The following is a 25,136-nucleotide window of genomic DNA, read 5'->3' as shown; positions in this document are numbered from 1 at the left end:
CATTTTTCATGGCGATCGCCATAACCTCCATCCTCTTCCTTCTCATTGGCCTTGCGCTTGGCGGCGGCGGGCTCTGGCTCGTCATCCTCGGCGGCAGCATCTTCTATCTGTTCGCCGGAGCGATGTTCATCATCACCGCCGTGCTGCTCCTCATGCGCAAGCCGGTGGCGCTCTGGGTCTATGCGGCGCTTGTCGTTGCGGCGCTGATCTGGGCGGTCTGGGAGGTCGGCTTCGACTGGTGGCAGCTCGGGCCGCGCGGCGGGCTGATCATTCTGCTCGGTCTGTGGCTGCTGACGCCCTGGATCCGCCGTCCGCTCGGCTTCAAGAGCCCGACCGGCGCCGTCTACAGTACCAATCCCTGGCCGCTCGGCGTCCCCGTCATCATCGCCATCCTGGTGGCCGGTTACTCGATGACCACGGATCCTCACGATCTCTCGGGCGACCTGCCGAAGGATGTCGTCGCCGCTGCCCCGCCCTTCGGAGGCGACGTGCCTGACGGCGAATGGCATCAATATGGCCGCACGCCCTTCGGCCAGCGCTATTCGCCGCTCGACCAGATCAATGCCACCAACGTCAAGGACCTGAAGGAGGTCTGGCGCTACCAGACCGGCGACGTGAAGCGGCCTGACGATGTCGGCGAGACCACCTATCAGGTGACGCCGCTGAAAGTGGGCGACACGCTCTATCTCTGCACGCCGCATAACTGGGCGATCGCGCTGGACGCCAAGACCGGCAAGGAGAAATGGAAGTTCGACGCCAATTCCGGCATGAACCCCGACCGCCAGCACCAGACCTGCCGCGGCGTCACCTATTACCACGACACGGCCGTCGCTGCCGGTCAGCCCTGCGTCGACCGCGTCTACCTGCCGACCTCCGATGCCCGGCTGATCGCGCTCGATGCCACCGACGGCAAGGTCTGCGAGAGCTTTGCCGACAAGGGCACGCTGCATCTGCAGACCGGCATGAAATACAATCCGGCCGGCTATTACTATTCGACCTCGCCGCCCGTTGCCGTCGGCAACAAGCTGATCATCGGCGGCGCGGTCAACGACAACTACTCGACGCAGGAACAGTCGGGCGTCATCCGCGCCTTCGACATCAATACCGGCGCGCTGCTCTGGAACTGGGATTCCGGCAATCCTGACGTCACCACGCCGCTGCCCGAGGGGCAGACCTATACGACCAATTCGCCGAACAGCTGGTCGGTGCTCTCGGTCGATGAGGGCCTCGGCATGGTCTACATCCCGCTCGGCAACCAGGTGCCCGACCAGCTCGGCATGGGCAGAAGTGCCAATGTCGAGAAATTCTCCTCCTCGGTGGTGGCGCTCGACATCAACAGCGGCCAGCTGAAATGGGTGCAGCAGTTCGTCCACCACGACCTCTGGGACATGGACGTTCCGGCCCAGCCGGTGCTGTTCGACATGACCAAGCCTGACGGGTCCGTCGTGCCGGCGCTGGTGGCGCCGACCAAACAGGGCGATCTCTATGTGCTCGACCGGCGCACCGGCGAGGCGATCATTCCCTTCAAGGAAATCCCGGCGCCGGGTGGCGCAATCCCCGAGGACAAGACGGCGCCGACGCAGCCGATTTCCGATCTGACCTTCTCGCCCGATCCGCTGCAGGAAAAGAACATGTGGGGCGTCTCGCTGTTCGATCAGCTGGCCTGCCGCATCGAGTTCCACCGCTACAAGTATGAAGGCCGCTATACGCCGCCGTCGTTGCAGGGCACGATCGTCTATCCCGGCAATTTCGGCACCTTCAACTGGGGCTCGGTCGCGGTCGATCCGGAACGGCAGATCCTGTTCGGCATGCCGACCTATCTGGCCTTTACCTCAAGGCTCGTTCCGGCTGCCGACATCCCGCCGAAGGGGCAGGACGAAAAGGGCAGCGAGCAGGGCCTGAACCGCAATGACGGCGCGCCCTACGGCGTGTTCATGGGCCCGTTCCTCGGGCCGCTGGGCATCCCCTGCCAGGCGCCGCCATGGGGCTATGTCGCGGGTGTCGATCTGCGCACCGGCAAGATCGCCTACATGCACAAGAACGGCACCGTCCACGACATGACGCCGCTGCCGCTCCCCTTCAAGCTCGGCGTCCCCGGCATCGGCGGGCCGATGATGACCAAGGGCGGCGTGGCGTTCCTCGGTGCCGCCGTCGATAACTATCTCCGCGCCTATGACGTGACGAGCGGTGCGCAGCTCTGGCAGGCCCGCCTGCCCGCCGGTGGCCAGGCAACGCCGATGACCTACACCACGTCCGATAACAAGCAGTATGTGGTGATGGTTGCCGGCGGGCATGGCTCGGTGGGCACGAAACCGGGGGATTATGTGATCGGGTATACGTTGCCGTAGAGCAACCGTCGCGCCCGGAGCCCCCTCACCCTACCCTCTCCCCGCTGGGGAGAGGGGAATTAACCGTTGCGGCTCCAGCGTCCCTTCTCCCCTCGGGGAGAAGGTGGCCCGAAGGGTCGGATGAGGGGGCCTCGGGCACAATGTGTCCGCAATACCTGTCCCGGTCAGCGACGAGAAGCGCTCTACGGCCGGCTCGACAACCTCAAACCCACAACCTTAAATAATCCCCTCCAGCTTCGCGCAGGCTTCGGCATCGATGGTTCCCGCAATATTCAAGGGAGTCCTTTTCATGGAAATCGGTGGCAGTGTTCTAAGCCTTTTCAATCCCTATAATCTTTCCAGCGATCAGCGCGCCAAGCAGCAGCAGCAGGGTGCGCCGCTGCAGGTGGAAACCAGCGGGCGGGAGACCGGTGGCGGGATGGCGCCGAGTTATACGGCGCCGTCGATCTCCAGCGTCATGTGGTCGATGCAGAGCGCGCCGGATACGACGATCAAGGAAGAGAGCCAGGCCGATATCGAGGCCAAGCAGAAACACGATGCGCTGCTGCAGGAGTTTCACGATTACGCCGACATGACGCCGGCGGAGAAGATCCGCAAGAGCATTCTCGACCAGATGGGCCTCAGCGAGGACAGCCTCAAGGGGATGGATCCGGATGCGCGGGCGGCGATCGAAAAGCAGATCGCCGATGCGATCAAGCAGCAGCTGACGGGCATCGACGACGATGGCAAGACGGCAGCGGCCGACGTGCCGCAGGGCGCCTCCGAGAGCGGTTCCGAGACCAAGTAGGCGCCGCTTTCAGACTTCAGATTCTGATTCAAAGAGATCGGGCGGAGATTCACATCTCCGCCCGATCTCTTTGATGGCGTTTGATTATTTTATTATTGCAGCATGCCGGCGGCGAGCTTGGCGACTTCGGCAAAGACATCGTTGAGTTCAGACACCGGAGCCGTCGCCTCGGCGACATAGACAGCGACGAGGATTGGTGAGGCGCTTTCCTCAGGCCAGATGATGGCGATATCGGCGGCGGAGCCGTTGCTGCCGGTACCGGTCTTGTCGCCCACTTTCCACTCCTCCGGCAGGCCGGCGCGCAGGCGGGCAGCGCCCGTGGTGTTGGCGGTCATCCAGTCGATCAGCTGCTGGCGCGAGGGCTCCGACAGCACCGTGCCGAGCGCCAGGTTGCCCAGCGTATCGAGCATCGCATCCGGCGTCGTCGTGTCGCGCGGATCATCCTTCTTGGCCTCGTTGAGCTCGGTCTCGATGCGGTCCAGACGGCTCGACGTGTCGCCGATCGAGCGCAGCCATTTGGTCAGCGCCTCGGGACCGCCGAGACTGTCGAGCAGCAGGTTGCCGGCGGTGTTGTCGCTGAGCGTGATCGCCGCCTTGCAGAGCTCGCCGACGGTCATGCCTTCGGCGCCGACATGCTTTTCCGTCTCAGGCGAATAGGTGACGAGCTTGTCCTGATCGTAAGTGACTCGGCGCTCCAGGTTTTCGTCGCCGCCGTCAACCCGGGCGAGCACCATGCCCGCGGCCAGAACCTTGAAGGTGCTGAGCAGCGGGAAGCGTTCCGTCTCGCGGTTGGAGAAGCTGACATTGGTGCCGGTGTCCATGACCGAGACGCCGAGACGGCCGCCGGTGCGCTTTTCCAGTGCCGCCAGCTGCTGATCGACATCGTCGTCATCGGCACGCGCGGGCGGCGCCAGCATCAGCGAGGGATAGAGAAGCGCAGAGCTGACGAGCAGGCTCCGGCGGGACAGGGCAATGGGCATGAAATCCTCCGGCAGAATCACCGGAGGACAGAATTAAGGAGCGATTGTGGCGCGATCCCGCCGCCTCGATAAAGTTATCAGGCCGCAACCCTTACTCGGCTGACCTCGACGGTCACATGCGACAATTCGCCGAGCGCCTGAAGTTTCGCCTTGTAGGTTTCCGGCGACTGCGGATCGGGGCTGACGAGGGCGACGATTGCCGCGTGGTGGCCGGGACCGACCTGCCAGACATGCAGGTCGGTGATGCGGTCGCCGCCGGTTTCGATCAGCTTGCGGATATCGCCGGGCAGATCCTCGTTCTCCTCCATCGCATCGAGCAGCACGCGGCCGGAGGATTTCATCAGGCCGAAGGACCATTGGGCGATGATCGCGCCGCCGACGATGCCCATCAGCGGATCGAGCCACAGCCAGCCGTAGACGCTGCCAAGCGCGAGTGCGGCAATGGCAAGCACCGAGGTCAGCGCATCGGCGATGACGTGGATATAGGCGGCGCGCATATTGTTGTCGGCGCCGTGGTTACCGTGGCCATGATGGGCGTGATCGCCGTGGTGATGGTGACCGTGATCATGGCTATGGCCGTGATGATGGCCCTCGCCTCTCAGCAGCCAGACGCTGACGAGATTGACGGCTAGACCGGCAACGGCAACGCCGATCGCCTGCGAGAAGCTGATCGGCACCGGATGGGTGATACGCAGAAAGCTCTCCCAGGCCATCAGCAGGGCAATGATGGCGAGGATGATGGCGCTGGCGAAACCGGCGAGATCGCCGAGCTTGCCAGTGCCGAAGGTGAAGCGCGGATTATGGGCCTGCCTGCGGGCATAGAGATAGGCGCAGGCCGAGATCAGCAGCGCGCTGGCATGGGTCGACATGTGCCAGCCATCGGCGACCAGCGCCATCGAGCCGTAATAGGTCCCCGCCCCGATCTCGACAGCCATCATGACGGCGGTGAGCGCGATCACCAGCCAGATGCGGCGGGCGTTGCGATCGTGATCGTCTCCCAGGAAAACGTGGTCATGCTCAAGCGTGTTCGCAGTCATTGCGCAGTCCTCAGGTCTCTAGCGGATATAGGTCCGCAGCACTTCCGAAATTTCTTCCACCGCCTCGGCCCGCGCCGTCTCATCGGCGGCGTGCAGGACGTGTTCGTGCAGGTGATCGTCCAGCACCTCGCCGGTCAGCCCGTTCAGCGCGCCGCGGATCGAGGCCAGCAGTTGCAGGATATCGCCGCAGGGCCGCTCGGCCTCCAATGCCCGCTCGACGGCATCGAGCTGGCCCTTCAGGCGGCTGATACGGGCGATGAGCTTTTTCTTGTGGTGCTGGGTGTGGGACATCTCTACTCTCGATTTAGTATAGGGGGGTACCCTATCATTGCGTGAGCTCTCACGAAAGAGCCAAGCTGATGCAGGGTATCTTGAATTTATATAGGAGTCCTATATATAAGCATCATGGAAACGCCATTAGACCCGACCCCGATCTCACATCGCATCAGCGAAGGCCTTGCGCGCTTGGCCGTGGCGATGCGCAGCGACGACTGGACGCGCGCCGAAGCCACCGGCCTGAAGCCGACCCAGCTGGCGATCCTCGATTACCTCGCCGGGCGCGACCAGCCGATGCGGGTCAAGGAGATTGCCGTCCATCTCGGCGTCTCGCAGCCGACGGCGACGGATTCTATCGCGGCGCTGGAGCGCAAGGGCTATGCCGAAAAGGCGGCGGCGGACGGAGACAAGCGCGCGGCGGCAGTGGCGGTGACAGCAGCGGGACGCGCGATCCTGGTCGAGGCGAGTGCGGCCGAGGGATCGGCTGCGGCGGCGGCACGCACGCTGCCCGCTGAGGAACAGGAAGATTTGCTGATGTCGATCGTCAAGATGATCCGGCATCTCCAGGAGGCTGAGGCGATACCGGTGCAGCGCATGTGCGCCACCTGCCGCTATTTCCGGCCCTACCAGCACGATGACGCGGCCAAGCCGCATCATTGCGACTTCGTGAATGCGGCCTTCGGTCAGCGCGATTTCCGCGTCGATTGCCGCGAACATGAAACTGCCGATCCGGCAACCCGGGCTGCCACCTGGGATGCCTTTCAAAAGGGATAGGCAGACCTCTCCAGGCAAACAGGAACAGAAAAGGAAACGACCATGTTCAGGACTATACTGACCGGCGCGCTGATCGCCGGAGCGCTGACGCTTGCGCCGAATTTCGCCACCGCCCACTCCGTTGATGCAAAGCCCGACGAGACGGTGAAGGCCGCGTTCGATATCGTCGAAACGCGGATCACCACCACCGGGGATAGCGCCGTGTTCTCGACCCGGGTGCGCGGCGAGGCAGGCAGCGAAAAGCCCGCCGCAACGGGCAAGGTCGAAGGATCCGGCGTCTATGCCTATGTCTGGCCGACATCGCTGAACAGCGGCGATATCGGCTTCGACAAGGACAAGGGCATCGTGGCGCTCGCCGTCACCTTTCATCCGGATTTCGACGATGCCGCCTATGGCAAGCAGAACCGCTCGGTCTGGCATCCGCATTGGGTGGTGCTGAACGAGGACAAGGCCTGCGCCGGCGGGCTGAAGGTCAGTGATATCCCTGAAGGCAGCAAGCCGAAGCTGCCGGCCACCTGGCCCGGCGTGCCGCTTTTGATCGACAGCCCGGATTATCCGACCGCGCTCAAGGGCGATACCGTCGATGTCACCATCCCGCTGTCGCTGATCGGCGGCATCAAGGGCGCGTCCTATGACGGCGTCACGGCCGGGTTGAAGATCAACGGCAACCTGCATTCGCCGCTGCTCTGCGTCGACAACGTCTTCAAGGTCGCCTCGGGCAATCTCAGCCTTCCCGGCAAGGTGATGCCCGCCAAGTAAACGGAGGCGCCGGTCCGCCAACTGCCATCGGCGGACCGGCATGTTCCTCTCTCCAGGCAAATGGAAAAGAGAAAGCCGCCCAGCCTTACTCCCCCCGATGCGCCGTTTGCAACCGCGCCGGGGCTGGCCGGCTCACGAAAGGATCAATGCAATGCCGAACGAAACCGCCATCAAGGCGCCGGAACTCGCCGTCAGCCAATGGTTCAATACCGAAACGCCGCTCACTGTCGAGGGCCTGCGCGGCAGGGTGATCTATCTCCACAGCTTCCAGCTGCTCTGGCCGGGCTGCGTTGCCGAAAGCCTGCCACAAGTGCGACGTATCGAACGGCTCTTCGGCCACACGGATCTGCAGGTCATCAACCTGCACACCGTCTTCGAGCATCACGAGGCGATGACCCCGGTGACGCTGAAGGCCTTCATCCATGAATACCGGCTGGCCTCGCCGATCGGCGTCGATCAGGCGGACGGCCGGTCGGACATTCCGGTGACGATGCGCCGCTACGGATTGCGCGGCACGCCCTCCTCCGTGCTCATCGGCCGCGACGGCACCATCCTGCATCACGCCTTCGGTGTGGAAGACGACATGGCTGTCGGCGCCCGGATCGCCGTGGCGCTGGCGGCACCGATTCCAGTCACGACTACGTTGCCTGCAGACGCAGAGGACGGCTGTGCGGGCGGGCGTTGTGCATTGCCTGACCTGTCATGGTCACAATCGGCGGCCCGGATGACAGGCCGCCGTCAGTGCAGAGCGTCAGCTATGCGCGACGGGCGAACACGCCTTCCAGAGGACCGACCCGGCCCAATGTCGAAAGGCGTTCGATCTGCTCCGTGTTGAAGAGCTGGTGGCGATATTCTTCGTCGAGCGTGCCTTGCTCGATCGCCTTGGCCAGGCGGCGCCAATGCCAGGCGGCGGTCGGGTGCATTTGCGGATTTGCCGCAAGCGTCGCGGCCGCATTCCGGTATTTCTGCTCGAACTTGGCATAGCTCGAGATCGGAAAATGAAGGATCAGAAGATCTTCCGGAACAACCTGCGTCTTCAGCTGCGGGCTGGCAACGGAGTGATGACCGAGTGAAAGCTGCGCGCCGACACCCCGGTGCATGACCTTGGGACCGATGGCGCCCGAATAGATCGGCGTGCCGATCGGGCTGTTGGCATCGACAGGAGCGCGTTCGACATAGACGATCTGCTCGCGGAACCGCGCCGGATCGAGCTGGCGGCCGTTGACGACCTCGTCGACATTCTGGACGGCATTGTAACGCCGTACACTCATCACATCGGCCTGGCCGGGATCGCGCAGCGACGCCAGCGTTCCACCATAGGGAATCCAGAATTCATCGGGATCGATATGCGCCACATAGTCGGGCTTGAGCTCGGTAACGGCAAATTCCAGCATCCGCCCGGGCCAGTTGGTGCTGCGGAGATCGAGGCCCGCGTGCAACAGGGAGACGCGCGAGGTGGCCGCGATGCGATCCTTGACGATCTCGATACTGCCGTCCGTCGATCCGATATCGGTGACGACAATATGGTCGAAGCCGATCGCAAGGTGATAGTCGATGCAAGTGCCGATGCAGTCGGCCTCGTCTATCAGTCCGATAAGCGCAACAAATTTCATGAATGACTTCGCTCTCAAATTAAGGCCGAAACCGGATTTCGGCAGCCATGATGAATTTCACTTTGAACCTGCATGCGAACCGCAAAAGCCCGGCGCTGCATGGCCTACAGCTTCGACACTAGCCGATTCGAATGTCATGCAAAAATGTGAAATCCCACGGGTATGCCGCAGCCGCGCGTCGAATCGGTTAGACATGATGGCAATTTGGATCCGACGATCGGGATGGGGATATTTGCGATGACCGATAGCTTTTTGTCACATGACGAGCTGCATGCGCTGGGCCTGAAAGCGTTCGGCAAGAACTGCAAGGTCAGCAGATTTGCCCGCATCTATGGCGCCCCGGCGATCAGCCTCGGAGATCACGTGCGGATCGACGACTTCTCCATTCTCAGCGGCGAGATCGTGCTGCAGGACTATATCCACATCGCCAGCCACTGCACTCTGCATGGCGGCAGGGGTGACGCGCGGATCACCATGCAGAGCTTCAGTGGATTGTCGGCACGCGTTTCGATCTACGCCCGAAGCGACGACTATAGCGGCGAATGGCTGACCAACCCGACGGTTCCTGCCGATTTCACCAACGTCATTTCCAAGGGGGTGACGATCGGCCGCCATGCGATCATCGGCACCGGCGCAGTCGTTCTTCCCGGCGTGACGATCGGCGAAGGCGCTGCCGCCGGCGCGATGACACTCGTCAACAAGAGCCTCGAACCCTTCATGATCTATGCCGGCAATCCGGCCCGCCCCCTGAAGCCACGCAGCCGCGCCTTTCTCGACCATGAGAAGGTGATGCTGGACAGAGGCTAGCGGTTACGCCGAGCGCAGGAAATCGGTGATCTTCTCCACCGTCGCCATTTCCAGATCCGGGTAGATCGGCAGGCAAAGCACCTGGGATGCAGCTTCGGTCGCAACCGGAAGATTGCCGGTGCCGGCGGATGGCAGGCTGCGATACATCGGATAGCTTGAGATCAGCGGGTAGAAATAGCGGCGCGCATGAATGCCGAGATCCTTGAGCCGGTCGTAGACATCATCACGCGACATCGGGAAATCCGGACGGATGAGGATCGGGAAATAGGAATAGTTGGCGACAGTTTCCGTTGATGCGCCAAGGCAATGGATGCCCTTGATGCCTGCAAGCTGCTCGCGATAGGCGGCATCGATCCGGGAACGGGCCTCGATTGCGACATCGACATATTTCAGCTGCAGAACGCCGAGCGCTGCATTGAATTCGCTCATCTTTCCGTTCGTGCCGGGTGCCACGACCGTCACTTCGCCGACATGGCCGAAATTCTTCAGATTGTCGATCCGTGCCTTGGTCTTGGCGTCGGGAGAGACGATGGCGCCGCCCTCGAACGTGTTGAAGACCTTGGTCGCGTGGAAGCTGACGACAGAAAGGTCGCCGTAATTCAGGACGCTGCCGCGATGGTCTTTGACGCCGAACGCATGGGCGGCATCATAGATAACCTTGAGATTGTAGTTGTCGGCGATGCGCTGGATCGCATCGACATCGCAGGGATGACCGTAGCAATGAACCGGCATGATCGCCGTCGTATGCTGGGTGATGGCGCCTTCGATGCGTGCCGGATCGATGTTGAGCGTGACAGGGTCGATATCGACGAAGACAGGCTGGATGCCGTTCCACAGAAGCGAGTGCGAGGTGGCGACGAACGAATACGGAGTGGTGATCACCTCGCCGGTGATGCGCAACGCCTGAAGCGCGGTCAGCAGAGCCATCGTGCCATTGGCAAACAGGCTCACATACCCGACGCCAAGATGTTCCGCGAGGCGCTCTTCAAGCTCCTGGTGGAAAGGCCCGCCATTCGTCAGGATCTTGCTGTCCCATATCTTCTCCAGCGACGGAATGAATTCTTCCAGTGGCGGCAAGCTGGGTCGGGTAACAAAAATCTTCTCGTTTTTCATCAGGGCCACTTGGTGAGAGAATCCGTCGCGGGATCGTTGCGAGGACCTTTGCATCCATAGCTTTTGTCAAACTTGCCTTGGCCATCCACGCGCGCGCTCCTGCAGTTCGCGAAGCGTCTGGCGCGCGGTTATCTTCGCTGACATGTCAAATGCAAAAGCCAGAAGGGGGTTACCGGTGTAGCATCCATTCCGGCGCGCTTTGATGGGGATGCAACGGCTGACATTGAGCGGCATTGCGAGGTCGCCCATATGGCGAATACGGAAAACGAACGGCCGGATGTGACGTCCGCTGAGCCCATGGCGCGGCCTCCGGCCGGGTTGAAAACCTATCTGCTGCGGGCTCCACCGGCCGTCCGCCGGATCCTTGGATGGTGCGCGATCATGGCGCTTGTCGTCTTGATCTTCAGCCTTTCATCGCTTGCCGCATGGTGGCCGCGATGAGTGGGCGGATCGAGCGCGGGCGCTGACGGTGATCTGCATCGCGGCAATCGCCGGGCTGATCTATGCCTTCTGCTAATTGCAGGCATACCTCCAAAGGCTGCCCGAAGTGCCATTGACAAAGTTTCCGTTCTGGAGAATCTATCATTCCATGATCCAGAACGCGCACATCAACCGCTCGTACTTTTGGCTGTACCTCTAGAGGGCGGCCCGACAGATCATATTGTCAACAAGCCGCCGTCAGGCGGCTTTGTTGTATCAGCAGCGTCCTGACGGCAGAAACACACAAGGACGCGAAGGCCATGATTGAAATCGAAGACAGTGAAATTTCGCTGATCCGCCCGCCGGTGGTGACCATCCGTACGGCCAAGCCGCGCGATCTGCCCGAACTCAACGACATGATCAACCTGCTTGCCATCCACCATGGCGATGCCTCGGCATCGACGATGGAGCAGCTGGAGCGTGACCTGTTCGGCACCGTGCCGTGGATCACCGCGCTGGTGGCGGAAACCGACGAGGGCCTGATCGGCTACGCGATCCTCTGCCCACTCTATCGCGCCCAGGAAGGCAAGCGCGGTATGGATCTGCACCATCTCTTCGTGCGCGACGGCCATCGCGGCCACGGCATCGGCCAGCACCTCGTCAACCGCGCCCGCGAGACGGCAAAGGGTGCCGGCTGCGACTACCTTTCGGTCAGCGCCGCGACCGGCAATATCCAGGCCCATCGTTTCTACCAGTACATGGATTTCACAGCGCGCCCGGTGACCGGCATGCGCTATATGCAGGCGCTCGCCTGAGCGCCTTCCGGCGTTTCAGCGGATCACCGGCTCGCCGTGGAAGCGGCGCCGGGATGGCTTGGAGACGCCAAAGCCGACCTCCATCATCAGCCGGGGCGCGGTGACAGGCACCGTGCCCATGTGGAAGCCGAAGGGATCCTCGACGAAGCCCTGCCCGGCCTTGCCGGTCAGCGTCACGGCGCTGTCGCTGCCATAATAATCCAGGATTTCGTCCGCCGGATGACCGACCAGCAGAGTCAGCTGATGCCTGACGCTGCGCCTTCTATGGCTGCCCCTGACATAGACATGCGGGCCGGTGCCCTCGTCGACATCGACGAGATAGAAGAAGAACTTCAGCATCCGCCAGTCGTCGAGATCAAAGTGATATTTGTCGAGCGAGGCGAGGCTGCGATCGGCTTCGCTGGCTTCGGTCGGGAAGCTCCACCAGATGCGGGTGGTGATGAGCTGCGCCTGGGCGCCGAGATATTGCCTCGCGACCGCAGACAGCAGCGGATCGCGCTGGACAGCAAGCACGGCATCGCAATCGAGAGCCCGCTCGAAATGGTGACCGCTGAGCAGCGGGCGGCCGAAGCGTTTCTCGGCATCGCGGTGCTCAGGCGCCAGGAATTCCATGCGGCGATCGAAATTGCCGAAGCACGGCGTCTCCGCAGCAAAGCGCGCGATCTGCCGGTGAATGCCCTCCGGCAGCACGAGCCCCGAAAACAGCCCCTCGCCCCTGAGGCTGGCGACGACATCTTCCACTGCGGCTCCCTCGAACATCGACGGCAGCGCCTGTTCCCCGTCATTGACGCGCCTTGCCGTCAGCCAATGGGCGCGGCGGCCCGGAATGGTGCGCGCCAGCAGGAACATCGGCAGCCAGGCCGGGTTCTCCCTGACATCGGCAAGATAGGTCGGGATGCGCACCGCCATGCGGCGCAGCTTGCCGCCTTTGCGGGCGACGGCTTCAAGATCATTATTCCGGGAGACAGATATGCCGTGCATTCAACTATCCTTTTCTTACGGAAGCCCAGAGCGTTCTTCAGTCAGTTACGGATGAGATCTCGCCAAGGCGGCAAGCATCAGGCAGTACGGAAACAATTGTGCTGCAATGCGGCATTTATTTGTTCTCGCTGATTGGAATAATACTTTTTAAACTTAAATATAACCATGGCGCGACTGTATATTCATCTGCAACCTCTTCCGGGCATCACCACGCACGGAAGAGATATGGAACCTCTATACTCCTTTCGGATTAACTCGATCGGAGAGGGTTGGCGGCAGACAAGGGATGGTACCGCTGTGACAAGAGACAAGCTGGAAGAGATTTACCGCCAATACATCGCCTGCCTGAATGCACGGGATTGGCCGCAGCTCGACGCCTTCGTCCATCCCGACGCCCATCACAATGGCCGGCCGTTCGGCGTGGCCGGCTATCGCGCCATGCTGGAGAACGACTATCGCGAAATCCCCAACCTTCACTTTACCATCGAACTGCTCGCCGCCGATCCGCCTTACATCGCCGCCCGCCTGGCCTTCGATTGCACGCCTGTCGGGATATTCATGGGATTGCCGGTCAACGGCCGGCGCCTCACCTTTGCGGAGAACGTGTTCTATCGGTTCGAGGATGGAAAGGTGCGTGAAGTCTGGTCGGTGATCGACAAGGCGGCGATCGAGGGGCAGCTGGGGATGTAAGGCTGCGTGCTATCTCACTGCGCTAATTCCTGTGCCCGTCACGAGAACAAGGGAAGTTGAGACACGTCTTGACGTCCAGCAACAAAATTACGCCGCAGACTTATCCGCTGCGCTCGCCAGCACTTCTTCGGCCCACTGGTTCAGGCTCTTGCCTGCCAATTCGGCCGCCCTTGCGGCGCGGGCGTGCACATCCGGATCGACGCGGAACATCATCTTGCCGGAGAAACTCTTCTGCGGCTCCTTGCCGATCTTGCGGCAGGTCTCGAGATAGTCGTCGACGGCCTCGTGAAAGGCGCTTTTCAGGTCTTCGACGGTGTTGGCATGGAAGCCGATGACATCGGAAATTCCGGCGATATTGCCGAAGAAGATTTCATCTTCGGCATCGAATTCGATGCGCGCAGCATAACCCTTGTAACTCATCACATTCATGGCTCAACTCCCAATGACTGCAGGAAGCGCCTGGCATCCCTCACTTGATAGCGCTTGGCTTCCTTTTCCGGATGCGGGCGATGGAAGAAGGCCAGTTTACCGTACTTTTCGAACCGCACGCGCGAGCCGCTTCCTTCGACAATGACGCAACCGGCAGCCAGCAACAGGCTTTCGATATCATCCCACACGATCGAGCCAGACACCGGATCGCGAAAGACTGACTGCAATGTCCGTTTGTGGCGCCCATTCATCTCGTGGCAAGATAAGTGGTGCTAGCATTTTTTGCAAGCATCACCGCTTCGGCACCGCCTTCAAATAGGCTGCGATCGCCTCGATGTCGCTCTTCGGCAGATGTGCGATGTTCTGCTGGACCTCGGTCATCGAGCCGCCGGCGGAGTCGAAGTCGGGGGTGAAGCCGGTTTCGAGGTAGTTGGCGATGTCGGCCTCGCTCCAGTTTCCGACATCCTGGCCGCCGGGGGTGATGTTGGGGATGCGTCCCTCGCCTTCGGGGTTCGGGGCGCCTGCCAGCCACATGTCGGGCTTGAAGCCGCCGAGCGCGTCACGCGGGGTGTGGCATTCGCCGCAATGGCCGGGGCCCTCGACGAGATATTGGCCGCGCCTCAGCTTGTCGTCGGCATTGGCGAGCACGACACGGGGCTGATCGTTGAAATACAGGAACTTCCAGCCGCCGAGCGCCAGGCGGATATTGTAGGGGAACGGCAGTTCATGCGGCGGCGCGACGTTTTCGCTTTTCGGCAGGGTCTTGATGTAGCCGAAGAGGTCGACGACATCCTTGTCGCTGATGCGCGCATAGGAGCCGTAAGGGAAGGACGGATAGAGATGCTGACCCTGCGGGCCGACGCCGCGCTTCATGGCGTTGCCGAATTGCGTCAGCGTCCAGGCGCCGATACCGGCCTTCTGATCCGGGGAGATATTGGGAACGTGGAAGGTTCCGAAGGGGCTCTTCAGTGCCAGACCGCCCGCGAGCGTCAGCTTGGCATCGCCCTGCGAACCGGGGGCCGCGTGACAGCTGACGCAGCCGCCGGCCCAGAAGACCATTTCGCCATTCTTAAGATCAGCTTCGCCGAGACCGGCCCAGTGGCTCTCGGGCAGCGGATTGGGGGCGGTGATGAAATAGAAAGCGGCGCCACCGAGAACGGCGACGCCGATCAGACAGAGCAAGAACCGGATGAACCTGCGGACCATCTGCCGCTCCCCTTTTCGTAATCACTGCATCTAAACATAAACCGGCCCGCACCCGCGGCAAGACGGGAACGGACCGAAAGCTTCAAGGACGGGAAAGACCTACCGCTATTCCTTCAGGCGGTAGGCCTGATGACAGCCGCCGCAATTGGCGCCGAGCGTCTTCAGCGCACCGCCGACACCAGCGGAATCGGCCGGAAGCTGGGCGAGGATCGTATCGGCGTCGGTGCTGAGCTTGTCGGCACGCGCCTTGAAGTCAGCCATGTTTTCCCAGATCTTCGGGCTGGCTTCCTTGTCGCCCTGCTCGGTGCCGGGCTTGAACTGGTCCGGGAAGGCCTTGGCAGTTTCCGAAATAGTGGTCAGCGCCGCCTTGATGGCTTCGGCATCGTAGGGCTTTTCGCCCTTGGCAATCGCCGACATGGCGCCGACGGAACCGCCGATCTTCTTCATCATGGCTTCACGCGCTTCATGCGTGCCGTCCTGAGCGAAGACCGCCGTGGCCGCCATTCCGGCGACCATGACGGCCGCCGCTATCACTTTGAATTTCATATTGCAGACTCCTCTTGGATACCGAGGGCTTAGAATCCCGGCGCCTCTAATTCGCGGCCGCATGATGGCAAGTTTCTTTAGGCCGCGAAGTAACAATTGGGTGATATGACAGGGATTTCAAATTGGTAGGGAGCTAGCGAACTTGCGCGACGTTGGCGTCGGTGCCCCCTCATCCGGCTGCCGCCACCTTCTCCCCGAGGGGAGAAGGGAGTTGCCGCGCCGTCTCGTGTCCCTTTCTCCCCAGCGGGGAGAAGGTGCCCGCAGGGCGGATGAGGGGGGCCAAGGACGCGAGGTTCAGTTATGCCGCGCGGAACTCGATCGCCCCGTTGTTTACGAAGCACGCCTTGTCGAACAGGCCGAGATCCAGCGGGTTTGGCAACCGGATATCGGTCATATCAGGGCACGGCTTCGCCGCCGGATCGTAGTATCGGTCGATCTGCGAGATGAAGACGATGACGACGCCTCGTTCCTGCGCGAAAGCCTTTAACGTCCGCACCTGCGTCATCAGATCAGGCTTGTCCCGCCGCTGGTCGAGTATCTGCAGGTAATCGATGATCACGAGCGTGCCAGACGCGGCGGATGACAGGCGGCCGGCGATATAGTCGGCGCTGATCGCCTCCGACGTATCGAACTCGAAGAGCGCCTTGTAGCGCTCCCAATCGGCACCGATCATGCGGAAGCGGTCGAGGACGTCCCTCTCCGTATATTCCAGCGTGAAGAAGGCACTGCGATGACCCGATTTCATCGCCTCGACGGCAAGCTCCAGGCTTATCAGCGTCTTGCCGTGGCCGGGACGAGCGCCGAGGAGAACGAGATCGCCGGGGCTGAGGCGGGCGAAGAGTTCGCTTGCCGGCATGGCCTCCGCCAATCGCGCGGATAACAGGCTCCAGCCGGAAAAGCCTTCCCTGGCGGCGATCCGGTCGAGCGCTTCGTGCAGGGGGATGTTCTCCTCGCGGGAGAGGAGCTTTGCCTTTCGTTTCAGGCGATAGACAGGTGCAGACAGTTTCATCATAAACCTCCTGATGCGGGCAATGGCTGCATTCCCTCCTTATGCGTGGTGCCCGGACAGTGGGTTCGATGATCAGATGCCCTGCATGATCGATACTTTCCCTTCGGAGGGGGGAGGCACGGGCCGCGCCAGAATCAGATCATAGCTCAATTGCCGGCGCCGGAGAATTGGACTTCCGTCTCCCAGCCATGCCACGCCGTCAGGACGGCGACGATGATCAGCAGTGCTCCGGCAACGCGGCCGACCATGATGGTGACGCCGGGATTGGCGATCAGCAGGGTGCGGCTGCGGTCGGCGGTGAAGGCGACAGCGCCGTAGATGGCGAACTGGGTGGCGAGCGTCATCAGGCCCATGATCACGCCCTGCATCCAGATCGGCCCGTAGACCGGCTTCAGGAATTGCGGATAGACGGCGAGCATGAAGAGATAGGCCTTGGGATTGATCAGGCAGGTGATGGCGCCCTGGCGGAAGGCGCGCCAATCGGTGCGCACTGCGCCATCGCCGACCTCGTTGACGGTGATCGAGCTGCGGATCAGCGTGAAACCGATCCAGACCATGTAGGCGGCGCCGATGAAAAGCAGCGGCGCGAAGAGCGATGGCAGCAGGCTGGCGAGAATGCCGACGCCGATTGCGCCGTATAAGGAATGCACCGCCCCGCCCGCCATGATGCCCGCCGTCGCCGCCATGCCGCGTGCCCGGCCGCCGGTCAGCGAATTGGCAAGCACGAAGAGCATGTCCATGCCGGGCACGATGATGATGCCGAAGAGAAGCGTGAAATAGAGCCAGAGGTTTTCGCTGTATGTCATGTCAGTTGCCCGTTTTATGTTTGGCGGCAGAATTTCGCTCTCCGCCTTTGATTTCAACCCGATAAGCAACGGCTATACGCAAGGGCAACTGACAGTGTATTGTCAGGAGCGTTTCAACGAGCGGGTAAAATGCGCAAGGCATCGCGGCTTTTCGAGATCATCCAGATTCTCCGGCTTTCCAAGAAGCCGATGACGGCGCAGGTGATGGCCGACCAGCTGGAGGTAACGGTCCGGTCGATCTACCGCGATATCGCGGCACTGCAGGCGATGCGCGTGCCGATCGAGGGCGGACGCGGCATCGGCTATATCATGCGGCCGGGTTTCGACCTGCCGCCGCTGATGTTTTCGATCGAGGAGATGGAGGCGATCGTGCTGTCGCTGGCGCTGCTCGACCGCACCGGCGACAGCGAGCTGAAACAGGCGGCGCGGCGGGTGAACCAGAAGATATCGGGCGCTGTTCCCGGCCCGCTCCGGCAGGCGATGGAGAACAAGGCGCTCTATGCCTGGGGCTCGGTGGCGCAGCCGCCTGCCGGTTTCGATCTCGGCATGGTCAGGCGGGCGATCCGCGACGAGGAGAAACTGTCGCTCGACTATCGCGACGAGCTCGGACGCGCCACCGAGCGCGTCATCCAGCCGATCGCGCTGATCTACTATTCTCAATACGCAAACATCGTCGGCTGGTGCGAGCTGCGGCAGGCGATCCGCAATTTCCGCAGCGACCGTGTCGCGCATTGCGAGAGCGCTGCGGCCTTCTTCCGCGGCGACGGCGACCGGCTGCGCGAGGAATGGATGCGCGGCTGGGCCAATCCTCCGGCCTGACATCAGACGATCTTCGCCCTATGTTGCTCTCGTGATTGAGGAATCAGCATGGGAGTGGAGGAATGCGCAAGGCAATCGTCGTCTGGGGCGGATGGAAGGGTCACGAGCCGGAGGAATGCGCGAGCGTCGTCGGCGACATGCTACGCAGGGACGGCTTTTCCACCGAAGTCACCGGCGATCTCGGCATCTTCAGTTCGCCCGATATCTCCAAGGCCGACCTGCTGGTGCCCATCATCACCGGCGAGAAGCTGGAAAAGGCGCATGCCGATGCGCTGGTCGAGGCGGTGCGCGGCGGGCTGGGGCTTGGCGGGCCGCATGGGGCGCTGGCGACTTCCTTCAAGGAAAGTGCGCCCTTCCGCTATGTTTCCGGCGTGACCTGGGTTTCGCACCCGGGAAACATCATCGATTTCCGCGTCAACATCACCAGACAGAACGATCCCGTCGTAGAGGGCATTCCCGACTTCGACTATCGCTCTGAGCAATATTACCTTCACTACGACCCGACCGTCGAAGTGCTGGCGACGACGACCTTCAGCGGCGAACATGACGAGGCGGCGCGCAATGTGGTGATGCCCGTCGTCTTCAAGCGGTATTTCGGACAGGGCCGCGTCTTCTATTCGGCCCTCGGCCATGTCGCGGCCGAATACGACCACGCACATATGCGCGAGATCCTGCGGCGCGGACTGCTGTGGGCGGCGCGCGGCTGAGTGGCTGGCCACAGCCACGCGCCTTCATGAATTAGAGATTTGCGCCGCCGGAGACTTCGATGCGCTGGCCGTTGACCCAGCGATTGTCGTCGGAGAGCAGCGAGGCGATCATCGGGCCGAGATCGTCGGGCAGGCCCGGGCGGCCGAGCGCCGTCGTATCGGAAACCATCTTGTTATAGGCCGGGTTGTCGCGGACGACGCCGCCGCTGAAATCGGTCTGGACGGCGCCCGGAGCGACCGTGTTGGCGGTGATGCGGCGGGGGCCGAGTTCCTTGGCGAGATAGCGGGTGAAGACCTCGATGGCGCCCTTCGCCGAGGCATAGGCGGAAATGCCGGGCACGGTGAAGCGGGCAAGGCCGCTGGAGATATTGATGATGCGGCCGCCGTCATTCATCAGCGGCAGCAGCTTCTGCGTCAGGAAATAGACGCCCTTGAAGTGGATATTGACGAGCTCATCGAAGGCCTCCTCCGTCGTCTCTGATATCGGCGCGTGGTAGCTGTTGCCGGCATTGTTGACCAGGTAGTCGAAACGATCGGTTCCAAGCGTCTGCAGCACCTCCTTCACCTGTTCGACGAAGGCATCGAAATCGCTTATGCGGCCGGTGTCGAGCTGGAAGGCGAAAGCCCTGGCGCCCAGCCCTTCGATCTCGGCAACGGCAGCATCGGCTTCTGCCCGATTTGCACGGTAGGTGAAGATCACATCGACGCCGCGCCTTGCGAGGTTGACGATGGTATTGCGGCCGAGACCGCGGCTGCCGCCGGTGACGATTGCGATCTTGTGCTTTGAATTTGTTTGAGTTTCGCTAGGCATCTTCGCATTCCTCTGTTGGATGGGATGCTCAGACGGTAGGCCCGAAACGGCCTTCTGTTGATGCCGGAACTCTCGAATTTCTTGCCTATTCCTCCAAGCCAGTTGCGGGCGGCGCCTCTGTGGCGCATACCTTCAGGCAAGGAGTTTCTTTCCATGCTGACACCATTGAGACATGCCATCCTCGATTATATCGACCGGCTCGCGGGCGATGCCGAAGGGCGCTTCCAGACGCCGGTCCCTGCCCTTTCCGTCTCGCGCGTCAGCCAGCCTGTCATGCCGCGCCACATGATCTACCGGCCGACGATCTGTGTCGTCGTGCAGGGCGCCAAGCAGATCATGGTCGGCGACCGGGTGTTCGATTACCACGAGATGCAGTCGCTGGTGGTGACCTTCGAGGTGCCGGCGCTGGGGCAGATCACTGAGGCGAGCAAAGAGGCGCCCTATATCGGCCTCAACATCGATTTCGATGTGGCGATCCTGCGCGAGGTGATGGAGGCGATGGAAGAGCCGCCGCGCCCGGCCGGCGAAGGCGCTGCCGGTGTCTTCGTGCAGGATTTCGACGGTGTGCTGGCCGATTGCGTGTTGCGCCTCGTGCGGCTGACGGAGACGCCGAAGGCGATCCCGGTGCTCTATCCGGCGATCATGCGCGAGATCTGCTACTGGCTGCTGACAGGGCCGAACGGCCGCGAAGTCTGCAAGCTGGCGCTGCCCGGCAGCCACGCAAGGCGGATGACCGATGCGATCAACCTTTTGCGCGACAATTTCACAGCGCCCATGCGCATCGAGCAGCTGGCGGCAGCAGCCCGCATGAGCCCTTCCTCCTTCCACCAGCATTTCAAGGAGATGACGGCGATGACGCCGCTGCAATACCAGAAGAACCTGCGCCTGCTCGAAGCGCGGCGGCTGATGGTGGCGGATGGCGCCAGCGTTGCGACGGCGGCCTACGAAGTGGGCTATGAAAGCGCCTCACAGTTCAGCCGCGAATATGCCCGCACCTTCGGCACGCCGCCGAAGCGGGATGTCACAGAGATCAAAGCGATGCCGTTTCAGGCGGTTGCCTGATTTCATCTAACAGGCGGATGCTCCGGGAAAGAAGCATCCGCCCGTCGCACTTACTCAGCAGCCTTCAGCGAGCTGATAATACCCTGCAGTTCGGAAGCATGCGCTTCCTGGGTGCCCTGGGAACCCCAGTACGTGATGACCAGCAGCTTTCCGGCTTTCGGCGAGAGCAGCGACAGGCCGACATTAACGGCGCCGTCGTCGTCCTTGCCGGTCCAGTCGAAATTGGTCATGTCCATGCCGTTGATCTGCTCATCGGACTTCTTCTGGGTCGAACCGTCGATCTTGACGCCGTTCTTTTCAAGGAAGGCGACGGCATCGTCGATGACCTTGTCGGTCGTCTTCTCGTCGGCAATGTCGATCGAGAGGTAGATGGCGGAGTCTGCCGAGGTCGCCTGGATGCCGGTATCGGTTTCTTCAGGGTTCCAGGCGTCGGGGATGGCAATTTCGGCGATCGGCGCGTCGCTTGGAAATTCAAGCGTCTTGGCCTGGCTGATGCCGGGCAGCAATGCGGCCAGAACGACGCCTGCAAGCAAGATTTTCATGGGTAGTGTCCTCTTTGGAAATTGGGGCAACAAGCCATAACGCTTTAGCATTAACGCAATTTGGAATGACCAGCGCCAAGGCGCCGCTTTCGGGCTTGTGCCCAAAAATGGTCCGGCGGCCGGGAACGATCCGGATCGGCGGCAACGCTCAGCGCACTGGCATGCGGAAGGTGAAGCGCGTTTCGGCAGGCGAGGAATCGACCGTCAGCGTGCCATCATGCGATTTGGCAATCTCGGATGCGATATAGAGGCCGAGGCCCAGCCCCTCCTGGTTCGGCATCGCGGAAGCGCGGACGAAGGGCTTGAAGAGATGCGCGCGCGTCTCCTCGGGAATTTCGTTGCCGGGATTGTACACGCTGAGTTCCAGCATATTGCCTGTCACCGCGCCACGAACGGTGATGGAGCCATCGCCGTCGCCGTGAGTGATGGCATTGGCGAGCAGATTGGACAGAAGCTGCCCGATCCGGCCCGGATCGCATTTCGTGACGACGTCGGGGAGGACCGCATCGATCTTGCGATCGGGAAAAGTGGAGACGATTTCGTTGAGCACCTGCGCCAGAACGGGCTTCAACGCTACCTTTTCCATCGGCCGGACAGGAACGCCGTCGCCCAGACGGCCCCGGGCAAAATCGAGCACATTGTCGATCAGCGCCGACATGCGGCGAATGCTGCCTTGCACCAGCTCCACGATATGTGCGGAACTTTCGTCGGTCGCCGTCTTGCCGAGCCTTCTGACGCCCGCATCGATCGATGCCAGCGGGTTTCGCAGATCGTGACCGAGCACGGCAATGAACTGCTCCCTCAGCGTCGTATCCTGCTGCTGATCCGCGAGCTCCGACGCAGACCGTTCAAGCCGCTCTAGCGCATCGAGGTGAAAGGCAATCATCTGTGCAAACAGTGTGAACATGCCGATGACGGCAGGCGTATTGAGCTTGTTCGGCTTCGGATCGATCGCGCAGAGTGTCCCGAAAAAGCGGCCATTCGGCAAGACGATGGGGATGGAGATATAGCTCTGCAGACCATACATCGCCGGCGTGTGGTGGCTGGCATAGAGCGGGTCTTCGGCGACATTGTCGATCACGACGGCCTGCCGGTGCTGGCGTATCTCGTGGCAAATCGTCGTTTCGAGCTTGAGCTCGCCGCCGGGCTTCAGCCCGAACGCAACATTGTCCTTCACGCTGCAGGCTATCCAGCGCTCTTCGGTGACACGGGCCACCGCCGCAAAGCCCATCCCCGTTGTCATGCATACGACATTGAGAATGCTCGGAACTGCGTCAATGGACTGGATGGCTTCTACAGAGGATTCAACAGTATCGAACACGACCGCTCTCGTTTTACATCAGCTGCAAACCTAGAGCTTTTGCGCGAAAAGTCATCCCCGCGCAGAATGCGACAGAAAGCGGCGGCGCGCCATTTCGGCAGTGCGCATTTCACGGCTTTCCCGGCATATCGCACCCATCAGCGTCCAAACGAAAACACCCGGCGCCGATGACGCCGGGTGTGTCTTGTTCAGGACTATCGCGGCGCGGATCAGAACTTGACGTTCCAGCCGGAGCGCAGCCAGACGTTCGGGTCGTCGCCTTCGGTGGTAACGTTGATGCCGAGGGAGGCGGTGCCGCCTGCGACGTCGAACTCGGTGCCGATGGCGCCGCGCAGCCAGAGCTGCTTGACGTCTTCGCCGTCGAATTCGAAGGCCGAGAGGCCGACGATCTGGCCGCTGGTGCCGGCCGTGGTCTTCTCGAAGCGGTAGTCGGCTTCGGCGCGGGCCGTCAGGCGGACGGTGTCCGTCACGTCATGAATGAAATCGACGCCGATACGGGCAACCGTCGAATGGTCGTTGACGGAATCGAAGGCCGACGGGAAGGAGCCGCCCTCTTCCGTGTAGCCGTCCATATGCGAGTGAGCGTAGGTCAGGCTGGCATAGGGCGTCAGCTTGGTGCCTGCGATCGTTGCCGCGTTCAGCCAGTCGAAGCGGATCTTGGCGCCGTAGGTATCGACATCGGTTTCACCATGCGAGAAGTCCATCGCCGCGCCATTCATATAGCCGCGGTGAATGTTCATCCGGCCAGTCGAATAGTAGCCGCCGATCGTCGCATAGACGTTGCTGCTGCCGAGCGCGATGGTGGCTTCAGGCGACATGTAGAAGGCCGCCTGATGGAAATCGCCGCCGGTCTCGATATCCTGCTTGGTGTAGAGACCGCCGCCGGCAAAGCGGGCGGTAACGCCTTCCGCAAGACCGTAACCGAAGGTCACATCGCCGATGCCGACGCCGCCGTTCGAAACGCGGCTGTCGTCATAGCCGATGTCGGAGGTGAAGGCGACGGAACGCTGGCCGAGGCCGAGCAGATCGCGCATCGGCTCGCCATGCGCACCCTGGAGAACGGTGTTGGCATAGCCGAGACCGACTTGGGCAGAGGGCTTGGCGACGAGGGTGGTGCTATACTGCTGCACGTCGATGATGCCGGAGGTGGGGCCGGGCGTGTCGCCATCGCCTGTGTTCGGAGTATCGCCGTCGCCAGTGTCCGGAGTAACCACGCGGGCGATGTACGTGCCGCCGTTCTGCGTATCGCCGACGATGATCTTGCCATCTTCGGAAACGCCGGTCGCCGTTCTCGTGGGATCGTTGCCGATGCTGACACCATTATCTCTCAGCCACTGCACAACGGTCTTCGATGTGCCATCAGCCCAGCGGAATGCGTGGTAATCGTCCTGCCCCAAGTCGACCTGACCGACGATCACCGATCCGTCGCCGCTGACAGCATTGGCGACGGAATAATGGCTGTCAAAGCCATCAATATCCACCACGCCCTGGGCTTCAGTCCAGCGGAACGCGTGGGTAGTGTCCTGAAGGGGCTGGAAGGAGCCGACGATGACAGAGCCATCATTGCTGGCAGCGGATGCAGTGGACCAAAGCCCGAGCCCAGGGAAATCGCCAAGATCGTTAGCTACCCGGCCTCCGTCCGTCCATCTTACGGCATATCTATAAGAGAAACCGTCGCCGGCTTCTCCGACAATAACCGTTCCGTCACGGCTTATGCCATTGGCTCTGGTCGTTTCAATGGGATCCTGCCCTAGGAGAAACAACGTACCGCCCTCCTCCCAACGGACACCGAACCCGCTGCCTCCATTGTTGAAATAGCCGACGACAATGGAGCCGTTGCCACTGACACCAGTTGCGGCGGCTTCAGGACTAACGGGGGTATAAAGCTGTTCAATGACACCGTTGGTCCAGCGCACGGCACGCATGTACCCCGCACTGTCGGTAGAACTGCCCGCGATCACCGAACCGTCATCGTTGACGGCACGAGCCGTTGTGTTGGGAACCACCGGTGTTGTCGCTAGAGCGTCTAGAGCGTTCCATCCACCGTCTACGTCCCAGCGAAAACCATAGGTTTGAGACATCCCCGTAAGCGTACCTACAACGACTTTTCCATCGCCGCTAATGCCGGCGCTTGAAGACTGGTCGGTACTTCCGATGATCTTGATTGCCTCGTTATCGATTGCGCCCGCGCGTGCCGCGCCCATTCCGGCAGCGAGCAATCCGGCGGAGAAGACCAGCGTCAGCGCCGAGGTTTCCAGGAGGCGCCGCGCCATGGATCCGGCGTTTGACCGGTATGTGATGTTCGTCATCATTGTTAAAAGCTCACCCTGCTTTTTCAATTGCTTAAAAAGAAAATACTGTGCATGCCGCCGCGCAAAACGGGCGGCCGGACAGCTTTCGAGCAAGCCGGAAAGCACCTGTCAATATGGTTGCAATTCAGTGCGAACTTTACAAAAAGTTGCTTTTTTAGCGCAATTT

Annotated in this window: 27 protein-coding genes; 11 read left to right on the top strand and 16 right to left on the bottom strand. The window is 61.5% G+C overall.

Features of this window, described 5'->3' with window-relative positions:
- Positions 1 to 8 precede the first annotated feature (8 nt).
- Both AC1DJO_RS22850 and AC1DJO_RS22845 read left to right on the top strand, forming a co-directional pair.
- Positions 9 to 2,348 carry a glucose/quinate/shikimate family membrane-bound PQQ-dependent dehydrogenase gene (locus AC1DJO_RS22850; protein WP_477972986.1) on the top strand — a complete coding sequence of 780 codons (2,340 nt, stop codon included), beginning with the start codon at positions 9 to 11 and terminating at the stop codon, positions 2,346 to 2,348.
- Between the two features lie 289 nt (positions 2,349 to 2,637).
- Positions 2,638 to 3,135, top strand: a complete 498-nt coding sequence (locus tag AC1DJO_RS22845) for a hypothetical protein (protein WP_477972984.1) — start codon at positions 2,638 to 2,640, stop codon at positions 3,133 to 3,135.
- A 92-nt stretch (positions 3,136 to 3,227) separates the two neighbouring features.
- On the opposite strand, the gene bla is transcribed toward AC1DJO_RS22845, so the two are convergent.
- The 3 genes from bla to dmeR all read right to left on the bottom strand — a co-directional run bounded on the left by bla (position 3,228) and on the right by dmeR (position 5,443).
- A complete protein-coding gene (gene bla / locus AC1DJO_RS22840) occupies positions 3,228 to 4,115 on the bottom strand; it encodes a class A beta-lactamase (protein WP_477972982.1) in 888 nt (295 codons plus the stop codon).
- A gap of 77 nt (positions 4,116 to 4,192) precedes the next feature.
- Positions 4,193 to 5,152: a CDF family Co(II)/Ni(II) efflux transporter DmeF gene (gene dmeF, locus AC1DJO_RS22835; RefSeq protein WP_477972980.1), complete on the bottom strand. Its 960-nt coding sequence runs from the start codon at positions 5,150 to 5,152 to the stop codon at positions 4,193 to 4,195.
- A gap of 18 nt (positions 5,153 to 5,170) precedes the next feature.
- The gene (gene dmeR, locus AC1DJO_RS22830) at positions 5,171 to 5,443 is read right to left on the bottom strand and encodes a Ni(II)/Co(II)-sensing transcriptional repressor DmeR (protein ID WP_477972978.1); all 273 of its coding nucleotides are present in this window, start codon (positions 5,441 to 5,443) and stop codon (positions 5,171 to 5,173) included.
- Positions 5,444 to 5,557: 114 nt separating this feature from the next.
- On the opposite strand from dmeR, the gene AC1DJO_RS22825 reads away from it, so the two are divergent.
- The 3 genes from AC1DJO_RS22825 to AC1DJO_RS22815 all read left to right on the top strand — a co-directional run bounded on the left by AC1DJO_RS22825 (position 5,558) and on the right by AC1DJO_RS22815 (position 7,796).
- On the top strand, positions 5,558 to 6,202 hold the full coding sequence (locus tag AC1DJO_RS22825) for a MarR family transcriptional regulator (protein WP_477972976.1): 645 nt from the start codon (positions 5,558 to 5,560) through the stop codon (positions 6,200 to 6,202).
- Positions 6,203 to 6,244: 42 nt separating this feature from the next.
- Positions 6,245 to 6,961 carry a hypothetical protein gene (locus AC1DJO_RS22820; protein WP_477972975.1) on the top strand — a complete coding sequence of 239 codons (717 nt, stop codon included), beginning with the start codon at positions 6,245 to 6,247 and terminating at the stop codon, positions 6,959 to 6,961.
- 151 nt (positions 6,962 to 7,112) lie between these two features.
- Complete coding sequence (locus AC1DJO_RS22815; protein WP_477972973.1) at positions 7,113 to 7,796, top strand: thioredoxin domain-containing protein; 684 nt, start codon at positions 7,113 to 7,115, stop codon at positions 7,794 to 7,796.
- Here the strand turns inward: AC1DJO_RS22815 and AC1DJO_RS22810 are convergent.
- Positions 7,717 to 8,574, bottom strand: a complete 858-nt coding sequence (locus AC1DJO_RS22810) for a glycosyltransferase family 2 protein (RefSeq protein WP_112537293.1) — start codon at positions 8,572 to 8,574, stop codon at positions 7,717 to 7,719. The genes AC1DJO_RS22815 and AC1DJO_RS22810 overlap by 80 nt on opposite strands.
- A gap of 237 nt (positions 8,575 to 8,811) precedes the next feature.
- Between AC1DJO_RS22810 and AC1DJO_RS22805 the strand changes: the two genes are divergently transcribed.
- Positions 8,812 to 9,381 (top strand): acyltransferase, encoded by a 570-nt coding sequence (locus AC1DJO_RS22805; protein ID WP_477972971.1) that lies wholly within the window; start codon positions 8,812 to 8,814, stop codon positions 9,379 to 9,381.
- Between the two features lie 3 nt (positions 9,382 to 9,384).
- On the opposite strand, the gene AC1DJO_RS22800 is transcribed toward AC1DJO_RS22805, so the two are convergent.
- Positions 9,385 to 10,494, bottom strand: coding sequence for a DegT/DnrJ/EryC1/StrS family aminotransferase (locus AC1DJO_RS22800; protein ID WP_477972969.1), 1,110 nt, complete (start codon positions 10,492 to 10,494; stop codon positions 9,385 to 9,387).
- A gap of 740 nt (positions 10,495 to 11,234) precedes the next feature.
- On the opposite strand from AC1DJO_RS22800, the gene AC1DJO_RS22795 reads away from it, so the two are divergent.
- On the top strand, positions 11,235 to 11,729 hold the full coding sequence (locus AC1DJO_RS22795) for a GNAT family N-acetyltransferase (protein ID WP_112389829.1): 495 nt from the start codon (positions 11,235 to 11,237) through the stop codon (positions 11,727 to 11,729).
- Positions 11,730 to 11,744: 15 nt separating this feature from the next.
- On the opposite strand, the gene AC1DJO_RS22790 is transcribed toward AC1DJO_RS22795, so the two are convergent.
- Positions 11,745 to 12,710, bottom strand: a complete 966-nt coding sequence (locus AC1DJO_RS22790) for a phytanoyl-CoA dioxygenase family protein (RefSeq protein WP_477951016.1) — start codon at positions 12,708 to 12,710, stop codon at positions 11,745 to 11,747.
- A gap of 297 nt (positions 12,711 to 13,007) precedes the next feature.
- Here AC1DJO_RS22790 and AC1DJO_RS22785 point away from each other — a divergent pair, with 297 nt between their 5' ends.
- Positions 13,008 to 13,400, top strand: a complete 393-nt coding sequence (locus AC1DJO_RS22785; RefSeq protein WP_477972967.1) for an ester cyclase — start codon at positions 13,008 to 13,010, stop codon at positions 13,398 to 13,400.
- An 87-nt stretch (positions 13,401 to 13,487) separates the two neighbouring features.
- Here the strand turns inward: AC1DJO_RS22785 and AC1DJO_RS22780 are convergent, their stop codons facing one another.
- From AC1DJO_RS22780 to AC1DJO_RS22755, 6 genes are all read right to left on the bottom strand, one after another.
- On the bottom strand, positions 13,488 to 13,829 hold the full coding sequence (locus AC1DJO_RS22780) for a type II toxin-antitoxin system HicB family antitoxin (RefSeq protein WP_112389826.1): 342 nt from the start codon (positions 13,827 to 13,829) through the stop codon (positions 13,488 to 13,490).
- Positions 13,826 to 14,032: a type II toxin-antitoxin system HicA family toxin gene (locus AC1DJO_RS22775; RefSeq protein ID WP_477972965.1), complete on the bottom strand. Its 207-nt coding sequence runs from the start codon at positions 14,030 to 14,032 to the stop codon at positions 13,826 to 13,828. The genes AC1DJO_RS22780 and AC1DJO_RS22775 overlap by 4 nt, the downstream gene beginning before the upstream one ends.
- Before the next feature lie 88 nt (positions 14,033 to 14,120).
- Complete coding sequence (locus AC1DJO_RS22770) at positions 14,121 to 15,035, bottom strand: c-type cytochrome (RefSeq protein ID WP_477972963.1); 915 nt, start codon at positions 15,033 to 15,035, stop codon at positions 14,121 to 14,123.
- 105 nt (positions 15,036 to 15,140) lie between these two features.
- The gene (locus AC1DJO_RS22765) at positions 15,141 to 15,581 is read right to left on the bottom strand and encodes a c-type cytochrome (RefSeq protein ID WP_477972961.1); all 441 of its coding nucleotides are present in this window, start codon (positions 15,579 to 15,581) and stop codon (positions 15,141 to 15,143) included.
- A 298-nt stretch (positions 15,582 to 15,879) separates the two neighbouring features.
- On the bottom strand, positions 15,880 to 16,590 hold the full coding sequence (locus AC1DJO_RS22760; RefSeq protein WP_477972959.1) for a DNA helicase: 711 nt from the start codon (positions 16,588 to 16,590) through the stop codon (positions 15,880 to 15,882).
- Between the two features lie 146 nt (positions 16,591 to 16,736).
- Positions 16,737 to 17,396 carry a LysE family translocator gene (locus AC1DJO_RS22755; RefSeq protein WP_477972957.1) on the bottom strand — a complete coding sequence of 220 codons (660 nt, stop codon included), beginning with the start codon at positions 17,394 to 17,396 and terminating at the stop codon, positions 16,737 to 16,739.
- A 129-nt stretch (positions 17,397 to 17,525) separates the two neighbouring features.
- Here AC1DJO_RS22755 and AC1DJO_RS22750 point away from each other — a divergent pair, with 129 nt between their 5' ends.
- Entirely contained in the window at positions 17,526 to 18,215 is a 690-nt protein-coding gene (locus AC1DJO_RS22750; protein WP_477972955.1) for a helix-turn-helix transcriptional regulator, read from the top strand.
- Between the two features lie 62 nt (positions 18,216 to 18,277).
- Positions 18,278 to 18,922, top strand: a complete 645-nt coding sequence (locus AC1DJO_RS22745; protein WP_477972953.1) for a ThuA domain-containing protein — start codon at positions 18,278 to 18,280, stop codon at positions 18,920 to 18,922.
- Positions 18,923 to 18,953: 31 nt separating this feature from the next.
- Here the strand turns inward: AC1DJO_RS22745 and AC1DJO_RS22740 are convergent, their stop codons facing one another.
- The gene (locus AC1DJO_RS22740; protein WP_477972951.1) at positions 18,954 to 19,733 is read right to left on the bottom strand and encodes an SDR family NAD(P)-dependent oxidoreductase; all 780 of its coding nucleotides are present in this window, start codon (positions 19,731 to 19,733) and stop codon (positions 18,954 to 18,956) included.
- 153 nt (positions 19,734 to 19,886) lie between these two features.
- Here AC1DJO_RS22740 and AC1DJO_RS22735 point away from each other — a divergent pair, with 153 nt between their 5' ends.
- On the top strand, positions 19,887 to 20,795 hold the full coding sequence (locus AC1DJO_RS22735) for an AraC family transcriptional regulator (protein ID WP_477943193.1): 909 nt from the start codon (positions 19,887 to 19,889) through the stop codon (positions 20,793 to 20,795).
- A gap of 50 nt (positions 20,796 to 20,845) precedes the next feature.
- Here AC1DJO_RS22735 and AC1DJO_RS22730 read toward each other — a convergent pair whose 3' ends face one another.
- The 3 genes from AC1DJO_RS22730 to AC1DJO_RS22720 form a co-directional block, all read right to left on the bottom strand.
- Entirely contained in the window at positions 20,846 to 21,337 is a 492-nt protein-coding gene (locus AC1DJO_RS22730; protein WP_112389816.1) for a histidine kinase, read from the bottom strand.
- A gap of 148 nt (positions 21,338 to 21,485) precedes the next feature.
- Positions 21,486 to 22,658 (bottom strand): GAF domain-containing sensor histidine kinase, encoded by a 1,173-nt coding sequence (locus tag AC1DJO_RS22725; RefSeq protein WP_477972949.1) that lies wholly within the window; start codon positions 22,656 to 22,658, stop codon positions 21,486 to 21,488.
- 209 nt (positions 22,659 to 22,867) lie between these two features.
- Positions 22,868 to 24,967: an autotransporter domain-containing protein gene (locus tag AC1DJO_RS22720; RefSeq protein ID WP_477972947.1), complete on the bottom strand. Its 2,100-nt coding sequence runs from the start codon at positions 24,965 to 24,967 to the stop codon at positions 22,868 to 22,870.
- Positions 24,968 to 25,136: the final 169 nt, after the last annotated feature.

The sequence above is a fragment of the Rhizobium sp. 05N430 genome (assembly GCF_056396985.1).
This window is presented reverse-complemented; position numbering and strand designations above follow the sequence as displayed.